Annotated in this window: 17 protein-coding genes; 6 read left to right on the plus strand and 11 right to left on the minus strand. The window is 58.8% G+C overall.

Annotated features, from left to right (window positions below; all coding sequences use genetic code 11):
• The coding region (locus tag A2I95_RS23020) for an FAD-dependent monooxygenase (protein WP_367152302.1) at window positions 1-1,518 on the minus strand (1,518 nt) is incomplete at its 3' end.
• Here A2I95_RS23020 and A2I95_RS23025 point away from each other — a divergent pair.
• Entirely contained in the window at window positions 1,498-2,208 is a 711-nt protein-coding gene (locus tag A2I95_RS23025) for a helix-turn-helix transcriptional regulator (RefSeq protein WP_291733594.1), read from the plus strand. The two genes, A2I95_RS23020 and A2I95_RS23025, sit on opposite strands and share 21 nt — an antisense overlap.
• 88 nt (window positions 2,209-2,296) lie before the next feature.
• Here A2I95_RS23025 and A2I95_RS23030 read toward each other — a convergent pair whose 3' ends face one another.
• The 4 genes from A2I95_RS23030 to A2I95_RS23045 all read right to left on the minus strand — a co-directional run bounded on the left by A2I95_RS23030 (window position 2,297) and on the right by A2I95_RS23045 (window position 6,416).
• Entirely contained in the window at window positions 2,297-3,589 is a 1,293-nt protein-coding gene (locus A2I95_RS23030; RefSeq protein WP_291733596.1) for a TRAP transporter large permease, read from the minus strand.
• Entirely contained in the window at window positions 3,586-4,041 is a 456-nt protein-coding gene (locus tag A2I95_RS23035; protein ID WP_291733597.1) for a TRAP transporter small permease, read from the minus strand. The genes A2I95_RS23030 and A2I95_RS23035 overlap by 4 nt, the downstream gene beginning before the upstream one ends.
• A 112-nt stretch (window positions 4,042-4,153) precedes the next feature.
• Window positions 4,154-5,191 (minus strand): TRAP transporter substrate-binding protein, encoded by a 1,038-nt coding sequence (locus A2I95_RS23040; protein ID WP_291733599.1) that lies wholly within the window; start codon window positions 5,189-5,191, stop codon window positions 4,154-4,156.
• A gap of 34 nt (window positions 5,192-5,225) precedes the next feature.
• Window positions 5,226-6,416 (minus strand): amidohydrolase, encoded by a 1,191-nt coding sequence (locus A2I95_RS23045; RefSeq protein WP_291733600.1) that lies wholly within the window; start codon window positions 6,414-6,416, stop codon window positions 5,226-5,228.
• Window positions 6,417-6,566: 150 nt separating this feature from the next.
• Here A2I95_RS23045 and A2I95_RS23050 point away from each other — a divergent pair, with 150 nt between their 5' ends.
• A complete protein-coding gene (locus A2I95_RS23050; protein ID WP_291733602.1) occupies window positions 6,567-7,037 on the plus strand; it encodes a MarR family winged helix-turn-helix transcriptional regulator in 471 nt (156 codons plus the stop codon).
• 277 nt (window positions 7,038-7,314) lie between these two features.
• On the opposite strand, the gene A2I95_RS23055 is transcribed toward A2I95_RS23050, so the two are convergent.
• The 5 genes from A2I95_RS23055 to A2I95_RS23075 form a co-directional block, all read right to left on the minus strand.
• Window positions 7,315-8,409: an ABC transporter ATP-binding protein gene (locus tag A2I95_RS23055; RefSeq protein WP_291733603.1), complete on the minus strand. Its 1,095-nt coding sequence runs from the start codon at window positions 8,407-8,409 to the stop codon at window positions 7,315-7,317.
• 16 nt (window positions 8,410-8,425) lie between these two features.
• Complete coding sequence (locus A2I95_RS23060; RefSeq protein WP_291733604.1) at window positions 8,426-9,226, minus strand: ABC transporter permease; 801 nt, start codon at window positions 9,224-9,226, stop codon at window positions 8,426-8,428.
• Window positions 9,223-10,068: an ABC transporter permease gene (locus A2I95_RS23065; RefSeq protein WP_291733607.1), complete on the minus strand. Its 846-nt coding sequence runs from the start codon at window positions 10,066-10,068 to the stop codon at window positions 9,223-9,225. The genes A2I95_RS23060 and A2I95_RS23065 overlap by 4 nt, the downstream gene beginning before the upstream one ends.
• An 82-nt stretch (window positions 10,069-10,150) precedes the next feature.
• Window positions 10,151-11,269, minus strand: a complete 1,119-nt coding sequence (locus tag A2I95_RS23070) for a spermidine/putrescine ABC transporter substrate-binding protein (protein ID WP_291733609.1) — start codon at window positions 11,267-11,269, stop codon at window positions 10,151-10,153.
• Window positions 11,270-11,288: 19 nt separating this feature from the next.
• The gene (locus A2I95_RS23075) at window positions 11,289-12,104 is read right to left on the minus strand and encodes a creatininase (RefSeq protein WP_291733611.1); all 816 of its coding nucleotides are present in this window, start codon (window positions 12,102-12,104) and stop codon (window positions 11,289-11,291) included.
• A gap of 99 nt (window positions 12,105-12,203) precedes the next feature.
• On the opposite strand from A2I95_RS23075, the gene A2I95_RS23080 reads away from it, so the two are divergent.
• The 4 genes from A2I95_RS23080 to A2I95_RS23095 all read left to right on the plus strand — a co-directional run bounded on the left by A2I95_RS23080 (window position 12,204) and on the right by A2I95_RS23095 (window position 17,424).
• On the plus strand, window positions 12,204-13,100 hold the full coding sequence (locus A2I95_RS23080; RefSeq protein WP_291733612.1) for a LysR substrate-binding domain-containing protein: 897 nt from the start codon (window positions 12,204-12,206) through the stop codon (window positions 13,098-13,100).
• A 99-nt stretch (window positions 13,101-13,199) separates the two neighbouring features.
• Window positions 13,200-14,420: a M24 family metallopeptidase gene (locus tag A2I95_RS23085; RefSeq protein ID WP_291733613.1), complete on the plus strand. Its 1,221-nt coding sequence runs from the start codon at window positions 13,200-13,202 to the stop codon at window positions 14,418-14,420.
• Between the two features lie 252 nt (window positions 14,421-14,672).
• A complete protein-coding gene (locus tag A2I95_RS23090; protein WP_291733615.1) occupies window positions 14,673-15,695 on the plus strand; it encodes a GlxA family transcriptional regulator in 1,023 nt (340 codons plus the stop codon).
• 157 nt (window positions 15,696-15,852) lie between these two features.
• A complete protein-coding gene (locus tag A2I95_RS23095; protein WP_291733617.1) occupies window positions 15,853-17,424 on the plus strand; it encodes a BCCT family transporter in 1,572 nt (523 codons plus the stop codon).
• Between the two features lie 904 nt (window positions 17,425-18,328).
• Here the strand turns inward: A2I95_RS23095 and A2I95_RS23100 are convergent.
• A partial coding sequence (locus A2I95_RS23100; protein ID WP_291733619.1) for an IS110 family transposase occupies window positions 18,329-19,223 on the minus strand: 895 nt, incomplete at its 5' end.

Below are 19,223 nucleotides of genomic sequence, written 5' to 3' on the forward strand. Positions count from 1 at the left end.
AACCAGTAGTAACAACATGAATGCGCTGGCCAACCGGAAAGGTATGCATACATACCTTACTTGAGGGGGGCGCTGAATAATACAATCAGTAATAACCGGGCCACCTTCGAAGCCCGTATCGTCGGCCCAGACGGCGGGGCTGGCGGCATAACTGTAGGGAGTCATCTGCCGGGGGTTGGCCAGCTCGCCTGCGAACGGATGGCTTAGCGCGAGGTTCAGCGCCGTGTCTCGCATCAACTGCCAGCCGGGGCTGGGCGGGGTCATGAACCGGGCCGACTTGGATGCATTGGCGAAGACATCCAGCGTCGCGCCGCGGCGTTCCGGCGTGTAGCTGTCCAAAAGCGCTGTCCCGGCTTTTCCTTGCAGCACCCAGGCCAGTTTCCATGCGATGTCATAGGCGTCGGCCAAGCCGTTGTTCAGGCCGCGCACGCCGAAGATCGGCACGATATGGGCGCTGTCGCCGACGAAGAACACGCGTCCGTCACGATAATCATCAAGCGCCAGCGTGTTGGCGGAATAGACGCTCCACCATTCCAGCTCCCAGTCGCCGTCATGGCCAATCTCCCGCAGCACTGCGCTGACCGAGGCGCGCACAGTCTCCTCGCGGATGGCTTTCTTCTCATCCTCGCCGTCGTGAAGCTGGTAGTCGATGCGCCAGATATCATCTGGCTGCTTGTGTACCAGGACTGTACCGCCGCGGCGGCAGTCAGGGTCAAACAGTGCCCGGCGGATGGTTGGGTAATCGTGCTTCATCTGCACATCGGCGATGACATAGCGGCCCTCGTAGTTCTCACCTTTCAGGCGAAGGCCGCGCAGTTTGCGGATGGCACTGCGGGCGCCGTCTGCGGCCAGCACCCAAGCCGCGTTGAGCGTATAGATGCCGTGCGGGTCTTCGACCGTTAGGGTGACGCCATCGCGGGTATCACTGGCTCCGGTGATCCGGCTTTGCCAGCGGGTTTCGATCAGCGGCTCGCGGGCGATGGCGTCCCAAAGATACTGCTCGATGTACTGCTGCTGGATGTTGTACATCGGCCGGTACTTCTCGGCCGGGCTGTCCGGCATTGCGAACTCGAGGATCTGGCGGCCGCGGTAGAAACTGCGCCCTGTGGTCCAGGGTAGCGCTTTTTCCAGGAAGGGCGTTACTGCGCCGATGCGCTCGAAGATGCGAAAACTGTGGCGGGCGACACAGATGGCGCGGCTGCCGTCGTTGAAGGTGGATTTGGCGTCGAACAGCACCGATGGCACGCCGTGGCGGGCCAGTGCGAGTGCTGCTGTCATGCCCACAGGACCGGCACCCACGATTGCGACCGGAACATCATCTGATAGCCTGCTACAGTATTCCGGCGGATCAAAATGCGGGTACGTGAAGTAGAGCGAGTCGGTGTCGCCGCGGCCTGCCGGTCTCATAAGTAAGTTCCTCCTTGCTTGGAAAAAACATAGCTGCCCGGCAGGTGTCCTGTCTGTCCTCCTTGAGGGGGGACATGATAGCTTGTGGCGATGGCATCCTGTATCCGGCATATCGATACTTGTCTTGCACTGCTGGGCAGCGGCGGCTTTGCGCCGGCGTTTTCAGAGTTCATGGAAACGTTGGGGGCCGATCAGGTCATGGTATTTGCGATCACTGAAGGGAATGCGCGCTGCCTGTTCTCGCGCCATTACCGAAGTGCAGCGCTAGCCGAGGAACTGTCAGCGCAATATCTGGATGGCTGGTATATGCAGGATCCGCTTTTACCTGAACTGATGCAGGCGCAGCCAGGCGCAGTCCGGCTGAGGCGGCTGGAGACGATTGCCGAAACGATGGGCAGCGACTACCGGCGGATATTCTTTGACACGCCGGGGCTGCGGGCCAAGACCACTGTGCTGGCCGCCGGAGTGCGGCTGAGACTTTTCGTAAGCCTGTACCAGACGGGCGGGGCACAGCCGGACTGCGACGCGGATTTAGCGCGAATTGCAGGCCGGTTGGCGCTGATGCATTTCGAAAGTACCGCCGGCAGCGCCACTCCACCGGCTCTGGACGCGTTGAGTGAGCGGGAGCGGGCGGTCTGCCTGGGTGTTCTGGCGGGGCAGAAGGCGGAGGTGATCGCAGCGGCTCTGGAGGTCGCGCCCAACACCGTGATCACCTACCGTAAGCGCGCCTATGCCAAGCTGGGGATCAATTCGCGTGCGGGGCTGTTCTCGCTGTGCAGAGACCTCGGTGCCTCGAGCTGACATTGCTGCAATGCTGGCGGCCGGCCTGCGGCAGTTTCCACAATAAAAGCCCCGTTCAGGCAATGGGAACCTGAACGGGTCTCGGAGTTTACCCTACCGTGCTTCCCAGCCAAAGGGTCAGGGCAGGGAAGGCGATCAGCAGAGCCAGCCTGGCTACATCGGCGATGATGAACGGCACCAGCCCCCTGAAGATCTTTACCACCGGGACTTCCGGCAGCACGGCCTTGAGAACAAAGACGTTCATACCGACGGGCGGCGTGACAAGGGCGATTTCGGTCACCACGATCACAATGATGCCGAACCAGACCAGATCAAAGCCTTGAGAAACCACCACCGGTGCGAACAGCGGCACGAAGATCAGAATGATGGCCATAGAATCCATCACGCAGCCCAGCACAAGGAACACCGCCATGATAGCGAAAATCAGCGCGATGCCTTCGAGCCCGGTCGACTCGACCAGCCCCAAAACACCCGCGGCAAGCCCAGACAGAGTGAGCAGCTTGGACAGCATCAGTGCGCCGAAAAGCACAGTGTAAAGCGATACCGAGGTATAGGCGGTATCAATGATAATGGTGCGCAACACGCTCCAGCCGAGCCGCCCGTGAAAAGCCGCTATCAGGATGGCAAGACCAGCTCCCATGCCAGCGGCCTCAGTGGGGGTGAACAGCTTGGCATACAGCCCGCCGATGATCAGCCCAAACAGCAGCAGGAAAGGCCAGACGCCGGACAGCGCCCGGAGCTTTTCCGGCCAGGGGGTGCTTTCCCCGCGCGGCGCATGGCTTGGGTCAAGAGCCGCAACGATGCGGATCGCCACCATGTAGGCGGCCAGACCGATCAGCCCCGGCACCACTCCGGCGATAAACAAGTCGCCGATGTTGGTCTGGGTCAGAATTCCGTAGACCACCATGATGATCGAGGGCGGGATCAGGATGCCGAGTGTGCCGCCGGCGGCAATGGTGCCGGCGGCCAGCTCGTCGGAGTAGCCGTATTTTTTCATGCTCGGATAGGACACCTTGGCCATGGTGGCTGCGGTGGCATAGCTGGAACCGCAGACAGCAGAGAAGCCGGAGCAGGCGGCCATGGCGGAAAGCGCCAGCCCGCCGCGCACGTTGCCCACAAAGGCATAGGCGGCGCGGAACAGATCGTGGGCGATGCCGGTCTTGGAAATGACGTTGCCCATCAGGATGAACATAGGCACTACGGCAAGGTCATAAGATAGCACCGCGTCTGAGATCGTCAGCGGCACCAGCTGCAGCGCAATGTTCCAGTTGATCGCCAACCCGATACCTATGACCGAAACAGCGAGCAGCGAAAAGGCCAGCGGGATCCTGAGGAAGGCAAGCAGGATGGCCGCAGCCATGGATAGAGAACCGGCAATCATAACACTTCCTCCTTATGGGTGTTTTCGGCGTCGGCCAGCGGGCTGCCGAGGACCACGGCAAAGGCGGCCAGTGCAGACAGCGCGCAGCTCAGTGCCATGAAGAAATAGAGCGGTGCGCGCGGCACCCTGAGCGCTTGACTGACTTCAGAAATGCTCGAGGCATTGAGGCCGTGCTTTACGAACAACCAGGCCATCAGACCGAGCACAGCTGCCACCAGAAGCCCGGTCAGCACACGCCACCATGCCAACCCAGGGCGGTCCAACAGTTTGTCGAGAAGATCGATTGTCAGATGCGCCCCCGCGGCGGTCACCAAAGGCAGGCCGGCAAAGACTACCAGCGCCATCAGGTGTTCGGTGATGTCATTTGCACCGTAAACCGGTTCGCCGAACAGGCGCCGTCCGATCACATCGGTGAAGGTGAGGGCCACCATGGCCAGCAGAAACAGTGCCATTGCCGTTTCTACTGTCCGGCGGATTTTCAAAGCTAAAGCACGCATCCTGCGGCCTCCTCTTGCAGAAAGGGGGGACGGCCGCACCGTCCCCGAGTGGTTTGCCCGGAGAGGGTTATTCTGCAGCCAATTCGGCGTAGGTCTCTCTGTAGAAGCCCAGCATCGCAGCCGGGTCTTCCACGCCGGCAGCCTTTGCCTTTTCGGTCCACTCCGACACCATCTCGTCGTAGATACTGTTCACAGCGGTAATCAGCTCAGGTGCGGCTTCGGCAATTTCGTGACCTTCAGCGGCCAGCTTCTCTGATGCGGCTGGGTTCTGGTGATCGAAGTTCTTGCCCCATGCAGCCGACAGGGCCTCACCAGTGACGGCTTCGATCGCCGTTTTGTCGGCATCGCTGAGCCGGTCCCATTTGGCGCCATTCATGATTACGAAGAAGGTTGCGTCATAGAATCCGTTCGGAAAAATTGTATGATGCTTGAGGCTGTCCTCGAGCCTGAAGTTGACCACAGATTCCATGGTGTGCAGCGAGCCATCGATGACGCCGCTTTCCAGCATTTCGTAGGCTTTGGTGGCGGGCGCCGCGACCGGAACGGCCCCAAGTTTGGTCAGCAGCTGCTCCTGGATCGGGCCACCCATGCGGAACTTCTGGCCGCTCACATCCTCGGGTGTGGTCACAGCGGCGCTGCCGTGGTGCAGCTGCCCGCCTCCAAACATGCCTACGGCCAGCATCTTGACCCCATCAAAAGCAGGATTGCCGGCCAGAAACTTCTCGTAGGTTTGCCACAGCGCCCGGCTTTGTGCCTCGGCGTTGGTGCCGGCGTTGGGGAATTCCGCGAACCACAGCGGTACGAAACGCTCCGGCTCGTAAGTGAAATTACCCCAAGTGATGTCAGCGACGCCATTGCGGGCCAACTCCCAGTGCTGCGGCGGGCTGGCCAGCGGCGCGGGCAGGATGGTTACGGTGACACGGCCTTCGGTGACCTCGGCGACCTTTTCGGTGAAGGGCACGAGAAAGTCGGTATGCACGAAATGGGTTGGCGGCACCCAGGACGACATCGTCAGCGTTTCCGCGCTGGCGGCTTGAACCGTTGCGGTCAGGATTGCGGCAGCAGCGGCCGCGCCTTTGAGCAGTTTGATGGCAGGGTTGATCATTTGTTTCCTCCCTTGGATGAATGATCGTGGTTATTCAGGCTTGCGGATGCGGATCGGGCACCCCGCGGGTCCGGCTTTTGGCCAGGTCGGCAAAAATCGCAGCGCCGAGCGGAATGACCGCCGGGTCAAATACGAATTCGGGGTGGTGCGGCGCACGTCCATCCTGTCCAATGAAGAAGTAGCTGCCCGGCACCCGGTTCAGAAATTCCGAGAAATCCTCGGAGGCCATCAGGTTGCGGGCATCCGTAATGACCTTGTCTGCACCGGCGACCCGTCTGGCCGAGACCGTCACCGCGGCGACGGCTTCACTATTGTTGAAAGTAACAGGAGCAACTTTGGTGACCTGAAGCTCTACCGCGACGCCGTAGAGGTGCTCGGCCGCAGTGGCGGCTTCCTGAAGCAGGGTGGCCAGCCTGTCGTGTACCTCGGGCGCGTTGGTGCGCATTGTGCCTTCGATGGAGACCTCTGCAGGCAACACATTACGAGCCGTGCCCCCCGTGAGAACGCCAAAAGAGATCACACCAGCTTCCCGCGCATCGATGATCCGGGTTGACGTTTGCTGTACCATACCGATAAATGCCGCGGCCGCCGCGATGGCGTCCTCTCCGGTATGGGGCATCGAGCCGTGGGCACCATTGGCGCGAATGGTGACGTCGATATTGTCAGCTGAGGCCATTGCTGCAGCTGATGGTATGCCGACTTTGCCCGCCGGCAGGCCGGGCAGGTTGTGCAGGGCGTAGATCTCGTCGCAGGGAAAGCGCTCGAACAGGCCGTCGGCCAGCATTGCGCGGGCACCGGTCAGCAATTCCTCGGCAGGCTGGAAGATGAAATGCACGGTGCCTTCGAAATCTGGGCTGTGCGCCAGATAGGCCGCCGCAGTGAGCGCGGTGACGGTGTGGCCGTCATGGCCGCAGCCGTGGAACCTCCCCTCCACTTTTGAACGGTAAGGCACGTCCGCCTCTTCTGCCATCGGCAGCGCATCCAGTTCGGCGCGAAAGCCGATGCGGCGGCCCGGTGCAGCATCACTGGCGCCTGCACCGTGCAGGGTTCCGACGACGCCAGTGCCGCCTAGGCCAGTGGCGACTTCATAGCCGATTTCCGCTAGACGGCTGGCTACGAAGGCAGCGGTCCTGGTTTCTTCGAAGCCAGTTTCGGGATGACTGTGAAGATCGTGCAGCCAGCTCTCAGAAATGGGCTTCTGGATGCTATACCACTCTGCAAACATGCGACGGGTCTCCATTATATCTCAAGGCAAGATGGTTGCGCTGTGAGATTGAATTTGCAAACTGGTTGTAGCTTAAGATTATTGCTTGGTGAAATCAGGGTATCGCTTGATACCTTTCCTGCACCGCGGCTCAGTAAATAACGGATCCAGATGAAGATGAAAAAAGCCTTCAGGAACGAAAGATTGACCTACCGGCTCGAGCTCGTGGCGCAGGAAGCGATCGCTGCCAATGACGAGATATTCTGGCGCGAAACGGGCTTCCGGATCCGGGAATTGCGGGTTTTAAGGCTAATTGACGATACACCTGGCACCACATTTGCGGAAATCGCCAAGGCGACGGGATTGGAACGCAGCCTGACGTCGAGGATCATTCGAACCCTGTTGGGCGACGGCCTGATTGTGAGGGAGAACTCTCTCGAAGACGCCCGGGTGTTTCTGCTGACTACAACGCCCAAAGGGCAAAATATCCGTCGCATCGCCCGCCAGTTATCTGACCGTCTTGAGGTAATTCTGACTGAACCTCTGTCGGAACAGGAGCTTGCAACGCTTGACGGAATTCTCGACCGGCTCGGCAGCTGGATCACCTCGGAAGAATACCGGACCGCTTTGGCTATTGATTAGGCAGCCTGTTCTGGCGTTTTTTCCCATAGAACCCTTCAGTAAACGTTGCTGCTCGATCCAACCGGCCTTGCGGCAGCGTAGCGCCTGCGGTTACCTCCGCGGCGAGTCCATCTCGCGGCGGGCGCCGGCAGACAGCCCTGTTGAGGGGGCAGACAACGAACGGCACCCTCTCTGGGCGTCCAAGAAAGACGGCCAACTTCCAGCTATTTTCTGCAAGAGTAAACAGGCCTCTGATCAGAGCAAGATGAAGACCTTCACAGCGAACGCGTTAGACTGTTCATTCGCCTGGTAGAACGTGACAATGCTCCGGTTGCCAGTGAACCAAAAGCTTCTGTCCAGCTCTGATGTCTACCGTCTTAAGTTCGTCATGCCTTTTTTGCACTTTAAGTTCCTGGCCTTGATCCGTTTCTAGGAAGACAGTGGCAGAGGCTCCCGCAAACTCACCGCCAACGACCGTGGCTTCAATGCAGTTCCCTGCCCATGGCGTCCCAGTGGCGGCCAAGGACATGTTCTCAGAACTCACTGCGAAAGCCACCTGAGATCCTTCGGCCTTTTGCACTTCTGAAGGCGCTTTCAATGTGAATAACGAGTGCTCTGTTTCAACTTGCCACACGTCGTTTCCGCTGGATTTAAGGCTGCCGGCAAACACATTGGATGAGCCTAGGAATTCCGCAACAAAGCGGTTGTGTGGTTCGCGGTATATTTCCTCGGGCGTGCCGATCTGTTCAATCTTACCGCGGCTCATGATCACCACCCGGTCGGCCATGGAGAAGGCCTCGGACATCGAATGGGTCACGTAGACGAAAGTGATGCCCAGATCCTTTTGCAGGCTCGAAAGAACTGATTGCATGCGGACTTTCAAGTGGGCGTCAAGAGCGGAAAGCGGCTCGTCCAGTAGCAGGATCTTAGGTTCGGTTACCAGCGATCGGGCGAGAGCGACTCGCTGGCGCTGGCCGCCGGACAGCTGCGAGATATTGCGGTCAGAAAACTCCAGGATACCAAGCCGGTCCAGCCACTTGCGGGCCCGCTCACGCCGTTCACCCTTGGGCACTTTGCGCATCTTAAGGCTGAATTCGACATTCTCCTGCACTGTAAGGAAAGGGAACAGGGCTAGGCTCTGCCAGACCATCGGCGTGTCCCGGTCCCAGGTCGGCTTGCCGTTGATCTTCTCCCCGTCCAGCAAAATGCTGCCTTCGGTCGGATCCTCCAGTCCGGCCAGCATCCGCAAGGTGGTTGTCTTGCCGCAGCCCGAAGAGCCCATGATCGCCAGAAATTCGCCGCGGGCGATCTGGAAGTCGGCCTTTTCAACAGCGGTGAAGCTGCCGAACTTTTTAACAACGTTGTCAAAATGCACGATTGGAGTATCCAGCATGGCTCTGTCCTGTGTGTTAAGTGGTCTTGGCGTTTGGATTGCGCATCAGAAGCTGGGCAATCACGATGAAGGAGATTGAGCTGACAAAGGCGAGCGAGCCGATGGCATTGATCCGGGGGCTGACCTGACCCTGGAGGAAGCCCAGAACCTTGACTGGTAGGGTCTCGTTTAGGCCCGATACGAACCAGGCCACCGCGAACTCGTCAAAGGACACGGCCATGGTGATGAACAAGGCGGCATAGATTGCGGGTTTGGTGAAGGGGATGATCACATGGCGCATGGTCACCCATTCATTGCCGCCCAGGTTCCAGGCTGCGGCTTCTAGATCCGGGTCCATCTGCGACAGGCGCAATCGGATGATGGCCATGGCAAAGGGGCTGCACATCACGCCGTGGGCAATAATGACTGAGACCACGTTGCCGGAAAGGCTGATACGGGACAGGAAGGCCAGCATCGCCAGGCCCATAATTACCACCGGGATGGTGGGCGGCAGCAGGGCCAGGGCCAGATAGGCGGTTTTGCCGAAGAACTTGTAGCGGAAGTCGGTGTAGGCGCCGCCAAATCCCAGCAGCGTGGCAATCGCTGCAACGCAGGCGCCAACCAGCAGAGTGTTGAAGAAGCCGGCCCAGACCAGCGGATCTTCCCAGATTAGCCGGTACCATTCAGTTGAGAACGAGCCTAGCGGCAGCGAAGGGAAGCGGTCCGAGTTTAGTGAGAAAACAAAGCTGCCGGCAATCGGAGCAAAGATGAAGATCAGGCACAGCGTGATATGCAGCTTCAGAAGGCCGTCGATAAGGGGGTTGCGGTTACCGGTCATTTGCCAGCCTCCCTGTAAGCGAATTTGATGGCGGCAAAGGCTACTGTCAGGAGTGTGGCGATCATCGTCAGAGCCACTACCGCGGCGCGCGGCCATTGCTGCCCGGATTTGGTGATGTCGGTGATCATGATGGAAAGGGTCGGCGGGTTGCCTCCGCCCAGGTAAAGGGGGCTCACAAAGTCGCCAAAGCTGAGGATGAAGGCGAAGAGGCCCGCGATCACCAGACCGGCTTTGGCGGAGGGGATGATCACTTCCAGAACCGTCCGCAGGCGGCCGCAGCGCATGTTGTGGGCGGCCTCGACCAGATCGCGGTTCACGAAATTCAGGCTGAAGACCTGCAATAGGATTACCAGCGGCAGGCACAGGGTGGCATAACCGGTGAGGGTGCCAAAGCTGTTGTTGAGCATCGGATGCGGGCCGAGGCCAAAGTAACCCAGGAAGGCATTTAGGATGCCCGCGTCGGACAGGAAAACCTGCAGCGAATAGACCCGGACCAGATAACTGGTGAAGAAAGGGATGATCAGGAAGAAGATCATCCAGCGTTTCGCATTTTCTCCCAGTTTGAACGAGATCGCATAAGACGCCGGGAAAGCCGTCAAGCTGATCAGCACCGCACTGGCAGAAGCCAGCAGCAGGGTCCTAAAGTAGGCATCCCAGAACACGCTGCGGGAATAGATCTTGACCCAGTTCACAGTGTCAAAATCGGGCTGCATTTGAAAATTCCGCACTGTCCAGAAACTGAGCGCCACCAGAAACGCTAGGGGGAATAAAAAGAAGGCCAGCTGCCAGATAAGTAGAGGCAGCGAGAACGTCAGTGAAAACAGATTCGGCCGTGTATTCATTGGTCTTTCAGCGCCGGGAGGCAGCTGACCTTCAGTTGGGCACCGGTAGCCGGGGGAGGAGACAGCTCCGGTGCTGGTGGGGTTAGGCGCCTTTGTAATCGGACCAGAAGTCGTTCCAGTCCTCCAGGCTTTGCTGCACGGGCAGCTGGCGGTACTTGATGCGGTCTTCGCGGATTAGGTCCATGGCGTTGTGCTGGCCCAGCACCATGTTCTGCCTCTTGGCTTCGGCCGGGTTCGCCTCATTCAGCACGACCCAGCCCTTCTTGTTGGGGATCAGCGCCGGGTAGGCCGCCATATCTGCCGATTTCGCCTGGCCTTCCGGCGAGGTGATGTACTGAATCCACTTGCGCGCCATCTCCTGGTTGCGGGATCCCTTGCCGATCGAGAAGCTCTCGGTCCACTGCAGGCCGCCTTCCTCCGGAATGGCGGTGCGCACATTGGCGCCGTTTTTTTCGAGCACGCCGGTGATCCAGTCGCCAATGCCCGCAAAGGCAGTCATCTGACCGTTCTTTAGCGACGAGAAAGTACCGCCATAGTCAAAGAATCCGCCCACCTGGCCGCGCAGCGCCATGGTGCTGTCCTGCACCTGCTGCCAAGCCTCGTCACTCAAGTCGAAGGGATCGGAATTGCCGTTCAGCAAGCTGATCTGCCCCAAGTTTGGAAGGTGCCAGTCGAAGTGGCCTAGCTTGCCGGTCAGACGGCTGTCGCTGAAGATGTTGTAACTGGCTGCATCGCTCTCGCTCAGCACATCGGCGTTATAGGAAATGCCCAGGAAGCCGAACCGGGTGATCACTGAATAGAGCTTGCCGTCTTTCCAGTGGCCTGGGAATTGCTGGAACTCCGGGAAGAAGTCGTCAAAGGCATAGTCATTTGAGTCCAGTTCCTCAATGTAGCCGGCCGCGTTCAACTGCTGCACATATTCGGCATCGGACAGGATGACGTCATAGGTGCCCGGCGGCGACTGGGCGATCAGGCCCAGCATGTTGTCGCCTCCGGTGTAGTATTTCGGGGTGAACTTCACATTGTGCTGCTCTTCAAATTCGCCAACGATATCAGGCTCCGCGTGGCCGTACCAAGCCAGCATCGACAAGTTCACGGTTTCCGCCGCAGCCCGGATGGACAGGAACGGGGTTGCGAGCGCCGCGCCTGCGGCCGACTTCAGCAGCGCCCGCCGGGTGGGATGGGTGAGTTTGGCAGTCATGTCAGTCTCCTTGCTGGTTCTATTGCGCAGCCGTTGCCGCCGCGCTTGCCGGAGAGCGTTCTCCGAATTCTTTCCGCAGCGCCTTGACGATCCCTGCGGTGCAGACGTTGAGGAGCAGCTCGCCCTTTTCGGCCGAGGCATCCTTGGGAGAGGACAGGGTGCCGGTGGCGGGCGTCCAGTCCTCGTGCGGGGGGTAGACGTCATAAGGCGGGAATTCGGCCGGCGCGTGGTCGATGGCGTCCTGCAGCCACACCAGATCCGGGTAGAGCTTGAGCATCAGCGAGGTTTCCAGCACGCCGCCGTGTTCGATGTCCCAGCCCAGGAAGCCGTCCGGGTAGAGCTTGGCGATCGAGTCGTCGCCGACAAAATCCCAGTAGGACAGCACCACAATTTTCATATCGGTGATGCCGTCCCAGCGCAGTTCCCGCAGGGCCAGGTCGATTCCTTCCACGATGAACCAGGAATTCTCAAAATGACCGTTCACCAGGCAGATCTGGCGGTTGCCGTGGCGGGCGAATTCCTTGATCACGTCCTTCAGTGCGTTGACCAGGCTGCTGCCATCCAGGCTGGTGGTGCCCGGGAAGAAGTTCCCGCCACCGGATTTCTGGTGCGATTTGTAGCCATAGGTGAAGGGCGGGGCGACAAGGCTGCCGGTCTCTGATGCCGCCCTGCGTGCAAATTCGGTCGGCAGCAGCACATCCACATGCATGGGCATGTGATGCCCGTGCTGTTCCATTGATCCGATCGGGATCAGAATGGGGGTGCTGCCGCCTGCCACGCGGGACTTGTATTCGGGCCAGGGCAGCTCGGCGGCAAAAACAGAGGCGTTCTTCATGGGTAGGCTCAATCCGGAAAAGTTAAGTCTCGCTTTACTTTGACTCCCGAGAAGGCATGTGGGAAATTGATAGTGTCAATACACGAATAAGAAATGCAAATGGCTAGAAGCTTCACCAATCTTCAAACCGACTTGCTGCGCACCTTTGTGACGGCAGTAGATCTTGGGAATTATACTGAGACCGGAAAGGCTCTTGGCCGAACCCAGCCGGCGATTTCCTTGCAGATACGCCGCCTGGAAGAGCTTAGCGGCCACAAACTGATCGTGCATCAGGGCAAAGAGCTGACGCTCACGGAAGATGGCCATGCGCTGATCGGATATGCCCGCGAAATACTTCGGCTAAACGACAGTGCTATGGCTCACATGTCGCGTTCCAGCATTCAGGGCGTGCTGCGGGTTGGCCTGCCGATTGACTATGCGATCGGTTTTTTTCAGACCATCATTTCGGACTTTGTCGTTGCAAACCCGGCTGTCACCTTGGACATCCGCTGCAATTGGAGCCGCGATCTGCTGAGCAAGCTGCATGCGGATGAGCTGGATATGACAATTGCCATTACCGACACAATGCCGGCGCCCTATGTCTCGCACTACTGGTCAGAGCGTCCCAAATGGGTTTGCGCCAAGGATTTCCATTTCAATCCGGATGAGCCGCTGCCGCTGGTTCTGCACCCGGAGGGCTGCGTTTACCGGGACCGGGTGATCGAAGCGCTGAACGGCGAAGGGCGCAAATGGCGGATCGCTTTTGAAAGCCCCGGCATTTCGGCGCTGCAGAACGCGGTGGCCAGCGGCTGGGGCATTTCTGCCCTTACAACTAAGACCCTGCTCCCGGGCATGCGTATCCTGACACCGGACATCGGCTTCCCGCAGCTGGCGCGAATTCATGTCGGATTGTTCTACAAGCATGTGCGCCAGAGTGAAGCGGCACTCAAACTGATCGAACAGATTGCCGGAGGCGTTGGGGGCTTCCGTAAAACATTGAAGCCGACTTCCGGGTAGGTGAATTTAGGATCTTTATGGTGGGATCATATCTATTAATTTTTTGAAATCTTTCTTCGGTGCTACCGACTGGGGCAGGCCCCGAAGAAAGGATCAAACATGTCTGAAGATATGCTCCACGTCATGGAATGGCATAATGGCGAGAAGGACTTTTCACCGTTTTCTGACCAGGAAATGAAACGCCGCCAGGACGAACTGCGCGGCTGGATGGCAAAGCAGAACGTCGATGCGGCGCTGTTTACCTCCTACCACTGCATCAACTATTATTCCGGCTGGCTGTACTGCTACTTCGGGCGCAAGTACGGCATGGTGATCGACCAGAAGAATGCGACCACGATTTCCGCAGGCATTGATGGCGGCCAGCCCTGGCGCCGCAGCTTCGGAAACAACATCACCTATACAGACTGGCGCCGCGACAATTTCTACCGGGCGGTACAGGACCTGACCAAGGGTGCTAAGCGAGTCGGTATCGAGTTCGAGCACGTGTCGCTGGACTATCGCCAAGCGCTGCAGGATGCGCTGCCGGATGTGGAATTCGTCGATGTGTCCGGCCCCTCCATGTGGATGCGGACGATCAAATCCGATGAGGAGCTGAAACTGATCCGCGAAGGCGCGCGGATTTGTGATGTGGGCGGCGCAGCGGTGGCCAATGCGGTGCAGGCAGGTGTGGCCGAGCATGAAGTGGCAATTGCCGGCACCAACGCGATGATCCGTGAAATTGCAGCTTCGTTCCCCTTTGTTGAACTGATGGACACCTGGACCTGGTTCCAGTCCGGCATCAACACCGACGGCGCCCACAACCCCGTCACCAACCGAATTGTTCAATCCGGCGATATCCTCAGCCTCAACACCTTTCCGATGATCTTTGGCTACTACACTGCGCTGGAGCGGACCTTGTTCTGCGACCATGTGGACGATGCCAGCCTGGACATCTGGAAGAAGAACGTCGCCGTGCATGAGCGGGGGCTGGAGCTGATCAAGCCCGGTGCAAAGTGCAAGGATATCGCATTGGAGCTGAATGAGATGTACCGGGAGTGGGATCTGCTGAAGTACCGCTCCTTCGGCTACGGTCACAGCTTTGGTGTGCTAAGCCACTATTACGGCCGCGAGGCCGGGGTCGAACTGCGCGAAGATATCGATACCGAGCTGAAGCCTGGCATGGTGGTGTCAATGGAGCCGATGGTCATGCTGCCAGAGGGCACGCCCGGCGCGGGCGGGTACCGTGAGCATGACATTCTGATCGTCGGCGAAGACGGTGCCGAGAATATCACCGGATTCCCCTACGGCCCGGAGCACAACATCGTCGGCGGCAAGGCCTAAGATGCGGGGGAAGGCCGGAATACTGCTGCAAGGGCTGACCTGTTTGGTTGTCCTGGCTGGGTCCATTAGCCTGCTTTCGCTGGCGCCGGATCCGCAGCGCACCAGCGAAAGCGCCGCCAAATGGGTCTATTTGCGTCTGGCCTTCCCCGTCCCGAAATAACAACACACCGCACCCGCGGGCGCGGTGCCTGGAAATGCCTGAATATCAAAACCCGGACAGAAGCTTGCTTTCTAATGTCCTGGAGACCGCCCATGCAAGACAACCGCTTCCTTCCGAAAGGCGCTGCCACTGTACGCTTCGACAGCGACGCGCCACCGAAGAAATTCCATTTTCTTCTGCTGCCCAAAACTACGATGCTGGCCTTCAGCGCCGCAATCGAACCGCTGCGGATTGCCAATCAGCTAACGCAGAAGGCGCTGTTTGAATGGCATGCGCTCAGCCCGGATGGCCTTCCGGTAACCTGCTCGAACGGCATTCCGATACAGGTTGATTCCGGGCTGGTCGACCTGGACCGCAATGCTTCGCTCTTTGTCTGCGCAGGGACGGAGCCAGCGCAATCCTATGACAGCCGGGTTGTCAGCTGGATCAGTCGCCAGAAAGCGCATGGTGCAAGCGTTGGAAGCATCTGCACCGGCGCCTTTGCTTTGGCGGCAACAGGTGTTCTGACCGGGCGGCGGTTTACTCTGCATTGGGAAAATGCCCCGGGTTTTGTCGAGCTGTTTCCTTGTCTCAAGCCGTCCGGCAACTTCTATGAATCCGACCGCGGGCTCTACACCTGTGGTGGTGGCCATGCCGCAACTGACATGATGCTTGAAATCATTGAGGCCCACTGCGGGGCCTACCTTGCTTCCTGCGTTGCCGACATGTGCCTGCACAAACGCCCGGGAGCAGGCATGTCGCGGCAGATTTCGCCGGTGTCATCAATGCTTGGCTGCCGCAATCAGAATCTGATCCGGGCCGTGCGCTTGATGCAGGCGAACCTGGAAGAGCCGCTGGACATGGATAGAATTGCCAGTGCGCTGGCTGTCTCTCGCCGCCAACTGGAGCGCCTGTTCCAGAAATATGTCGGGCAGTCGCCCTGGCAGTTCTACTTCGGCCTGCGGCTGGAGCGGGCCTTTTCCTTGCTGAACGAAACCGACCTAAGCGTGCGCGAGGTCGCCATGGCCTCCGGCTTTGAAAATGCCTCGTACTTCTCCAGGCGATTCAAGCGTAAGTTTGACCGTTCACCGCACAGTTTCCGCAAATCCTGGTCGCTTAGCAGCTGCGCGCCATAAGCATCCTTAATCCAGGTATTTGCAGTTCTCATTACCTGCCTCCCCACTGCTCCGCTAAGGTCTCAGGCTGAACACCTATTGCCTGTTGCCGGCTCGGGAGGCCGGGACATGGCTGGCCCGCCCAGGTCCAGCCGAAACACAAAAACAGGGAGAAACAATGTCACTCGAACAGGGCTTTGACGGCCACTACCCCTATAACGCCGTCGCCAGAGCTGGCCTGTTGAAAGGTGTCCACGCTCGGATGAGCATCGCCTCGAAACTCATGGTCATCGCCTTTGTGCTGTTCACGGTAGCCAATGTCGAATTTGCCTCCGGCGTGTTCGACGGGATCAAGCTGTGGATCACCAGCACCCTTAGCTGGTATTACATCCTGATGATCAGCATCTTCCTGCTGTTCAGCATCTGGCTGGCCTTCAGCCGCTACGGCCACATCCGGCTGGGCAAGGACAGCGACCGGCCGGAATTCGGCAACTTCTCGTGGTTTGCCATGCTGTTCAGCGCAGGCATGGGCAATGGCGTGCTGTTCTGGAGTATCGCCGAGCCGATGTACCACCTGCAGGGCAACCCGTTCATCGAAATGGCCGGAACTGAGGCGAACTCAGCGCTGGCCGCCAGCACGGCAATGTTGATTACAGCCTTTCATTGGGGCGTCCACGGCTGGGCAGTCTACGTGATTGTTGCTTTGTCTCTGGCCTTTTTCGCCTACCGCAAAGGGTTGCCGCTTTCGATGCGGTCCACCCTTTATCCGCTTATCGGCGACCGGATCTACGGGTTCTGGGGCCATGCCGTCGATCTGCTGGCGATCTTTGGCACCATTTTTGGAGTTGCCACCACATTGGGGCTGGGCGTCCAGCAGATGAACACGGGGCTGAACCTGCTTACCGGGATCGCCTATTCGACAACCAATCAGATCATCCTGATTGCTGTAGTGACAGGCATTGCCACGCTCTCGGCCGTCTCGGGCGTGACCAAAGGCATCCGCATCATCAGTGAACTGAACATGTGGCTGACCTTTGCCATCCTTGCCTTCTTCCTTTTTGCGGGTCCGACGGTCTATCTGCTCGGCCAATACGTCAATCTGATCGGCAACTATGTGCAGAACTTTGTGCCGATGGGGCTGTGGGTGGATGAAGAAGCGGGGCGCGACTGGCAGGGCTGGTGGACCGTATTCTATTGGGGCTGGTGGATCGCCTGGTCACCCTTTGTCGGCCTGTTCATCGCCCGTGTGTCCAAGGGGCGGACACTGCGCGAGTTTGTTGTGTCCTTGCTGATCGTTCCGCCGCTGGTGACCATGTTCCTGTTGGCGATGTTCGGTGGCAACGCGGTCAGCATCGAGTTGCAGGGCGCGGGCGGTATCATCGAAGCCGTGAACGAAAGCCCGACCCTGGCGCTTTACGCAACGCTTGAAGGCATGGACGTTGGTCTCTGGGGTACTGCCTTTGCGGCAATTGTCACCTTCCTGATTGCCTCATACTTCATCACTTCGTCGGACTCCGGCACCTTGGTGATTTGTACCATGCTAGCGATGGGCAGCCAGCATCCACCGCATTTGGTCCGAGTCTTCTGGGGCGTTACCGAGGGAGTTGTCGCCAGCGTGCTGCTGGTCGCGGGAGGTCTTGTTGCTCTGCAAACAGCATCGATCGCCGCTGCTCTGCCGTTCTCCTTTGTGATACTTCTCATGATGATCAGCTTGTACAGAGCGCTGAAGGAGGAAATGCCTACCAGGTAGCGCATCGGGCATAAAATTTACACGTCACTCCCGAAAAGATGTGGGGTGGCGTGTAATTTTTGAATACCCGTTAGCCTAAATTTCTAGGGACAGGATTCACAACAAAAGTTGCCAGCTCCGGCCGGACCGGCTCGGCGCAGGTTTGTGCAGCCAGGCTTCCTAGCACCGCTGTGACGGTAACCGCCCTAAGGAACCGAATGCTCACCTTTTCCCCCGCTCCCGGTCAGCAAAACTGAACAAACCCTAGTTGATGTCCAGTTTTGGTAGATTGCTGCCCCCTGAAGGCGGCTTCTCCAAATGGCGCTTTCAGTCTCTGCATGGTTTTGCTCGAGCATCCCAAGATCACAGCACCATTTTTGATGAGTCATATTTAGCGAGTTTCACTGCAGCCGCGGACTGCTTAGACAGCTCCAGCAAGAACCACTTCATACAGCATTCTTCTAGATTGATCTCTTCATGACACTAAGAGCTAAAGGGCAGATGAAGCCAGGCGCAGGCATAGCAGGCGCAATTTAGATCAGATAGACTGACTTATTTAACATAAACAGGATTATGGTGCGGAGCGCTCACAGCGGCCCAGGAGGCATCCGGGCCGCGGCACCCAGGCTAACCGCCTACACAAAAAAGGACAGACTTGGGTGTCTGCTAAGTCAAAGGTTCTCTGATTGCGGTATTGTCAATCGGGTGAGCGGTAGTCCGTTCGGGGTCATGGTTCTCTGCGAGGTCGCGGGTAGTGCGCCTCATGATGGCATCCGTTGGCAGACCGTCTCCAATGTTTTTCGCGGGATACGCGGTGCCTTGTGGCCCACGCGCCCAACCTTCAACGCGAGATCGATCAACCTCCGTCCCGTCGGGACCTGGCTCCTTGCCGTCCGGCGAGGAGATTCAGGGGCAGGAACTCAGATCAGGTGGTCGCCTCCTTTGTCCAATTGTAATCGGTTTCGCTCTTCCACAGAGTCAGCATCAGCACGGCGAGTTTGCGGGCGGTGGCCACGGCGGCCTTGCGAAACCCGCGTCGAGCGGCCAGCCGCACCGCCCATGATTTCAGTGCCGAGAAACGCTGAACCCGGTGGATCACGCTTGAGGCGGCTTCGAACAGCAGGCGCCTCATCGCACGGTCACCGCATTTCGACACGCGGCCGGTCCAGTCTATCTCGCCCGATTGGTGCCGCTTCGGGGTCAGCCCCAGGAACGCGCCGACATCCGATGCTTTGCGGAACCTGCCCGGATCGTCGATCAGAGCGATGAAGTTCAGCGACACGACCGGGCCGACACCCGGGATCGTCATCAGGCGGCGAGCCACTGGGTTGTCGTGCGCCTGTCTCTTCACGGCACTGTCGAGATCGGCGGCCGCCTGGCACAGTGTTGCGTGGGTTGCAATGAAGCCATCGGCTATGGCACGCAGCATCGGATCGGTTTCACCTGCAACTGCGAGCTGGTCACGGAACGCCTGCCTCTGGCGGCCCTGACCGACACCGGTCATGCGGATGCCAAAGGTTTTCAGGGTACCGCGGATGTGCCCCTCCAGATCTTTGCGCAACCGGATCAGCCGCTCGCGCGCACCGATCAGGCAGCGCAAACGGTCGGCATCTTCACTGCGGATATAAACCGGCGTGAACCAGCCGGTGCGCGCCAGTTGCGCCAGCCCTTCCACGTCTGAGGCATCAGACTTGTTGGGCCGCGCCGAGAGGCTCTTATGTGCCTTGCGGGCGTCGATACAGATCGCTCGCAGTCCCATCCGTGTCAGGCCCCGCTGCAGCCAAATCGAGAGCTGGCCACTCTCATGCACGACCCGGTGC

It is taken from the genome of Leisingera sp. F5 (assembly GCF_001593695.1).

What these genes read in the sequence shown, in the direction of transcription:
- A2I95_RS23025 (WP_291733594.1), top strand. Translation starts at nt 1,498, where the DNA reads ATGGCATCCTGTATCCGGCATATCGATACTTGTCTTGCACTGCTGGGC.
- A2I95_RS23030 (WP_291733596.1), bottom strand. Translation starts at nt 3,589, where the DNA reads ATGATTGCCGGTTCTCTATCCATGGCTGCGGCCATCCTGCTTGCCTTC.
- A2I95_RS23035 (WP_291733597.1), bottom strand. Translation starts at nt 4,041, where the DNA reads ATGGCACTGTTTCTGCTGGCCATGGTGGCCCTCACCTTCACCGATGTG.
- A2I95_RS23040 (WP_291733599.1), bottom strand. Translation starts at nt 5,191, where the DNA reads ATGATCAACCCTGCCATCAAACTGCTCAAAGGCGCGGCCGCTGCTGCC.
- A2I95_RS23045 (WP_291733600.1), bottom strand. Translation starts at nt 6,416, where the DNA reads ATGTTTGCAGAGTGGTATAGCATCCAGAAGCCCATTTCTGAGAGCTGG.
- A2I95_RS23050 (WP_291733602.1), top strand. Translation starts at nt 6,567, where the DNA reads ATGAAGATGAAAAAAGCCTTCAGGAACGAAAGATTGACCTACCGGCTC.
- A2I95_RS23055 (WP_291733603.1), bottom strand. Translation starts at nt 8,409, where the DNA reads ATGCTGGATACTCCAATCGTGCATTTTGACAACGTTGTTAAAAAGTTC.
- A2I95_RS23060 (WP_291733604.1), bottom strand. Translation starts at nt 9,226, where the DNA reads ATGACCGGTAACCGCAACCCCCTTATCGACGGCCTTCTGAAGCTGCAT.
- A2I95_RS23065 (WP_291733607.1), bottom strand. Translation starts at nt 10,068, where the DNA reads ATGAATACACGGCCGAATCTGTTTTCACTGACGTTCTCGCTGCCTCTA.
- A2I95_RS23070 (WP_291733609.1), bottom strand. Translation starts at nt 11,269, where the DNA reads ATGACTGCCAAACTCACCCATCCCACCCGGCGGGCGCTGCTGAAGTCG.
- A2I95_RS23075 (WP_291733611.1), bottom strand. Translation starts at nt 12,104, where the DNA reads ATGAAGAACGCCTCTGTTTTTGCCGCCGAGCTGCCCTGGCCCGAATAC.
- A2I95_RS23080 (WP_291733612.1), top strand. Translation starts at nt 12,204, where the DNA reads ATGGCTAGAAGCTTCACCAATCTTCAAACCGACTTGCTGCGCACCTTT.
- A2I95_RS23085 (WP_291733613.1), top strand. Translation starts at nt 13,200, where the DNA reads ATGTCTGAAGATATGCTCCACGTCATGGAATGGCATAATGGCGAGAAG.
- A2I95_RS23090 (WP_291733615.1), top strand. Translation starts at nt 14,673, where the DNA reads ATGCAAGACAACCGCTTCCTTCCGAAAGGCGCTGCCACTGTACGCTTC.
- A2I95_RS23095 (WP_291733617.1), top strand. Translation starts at nt 15,853, where the DNA reads ATGTCACTCGAACAGGGCTTTGACGGCCACTACCCCTATAACGCCGTC.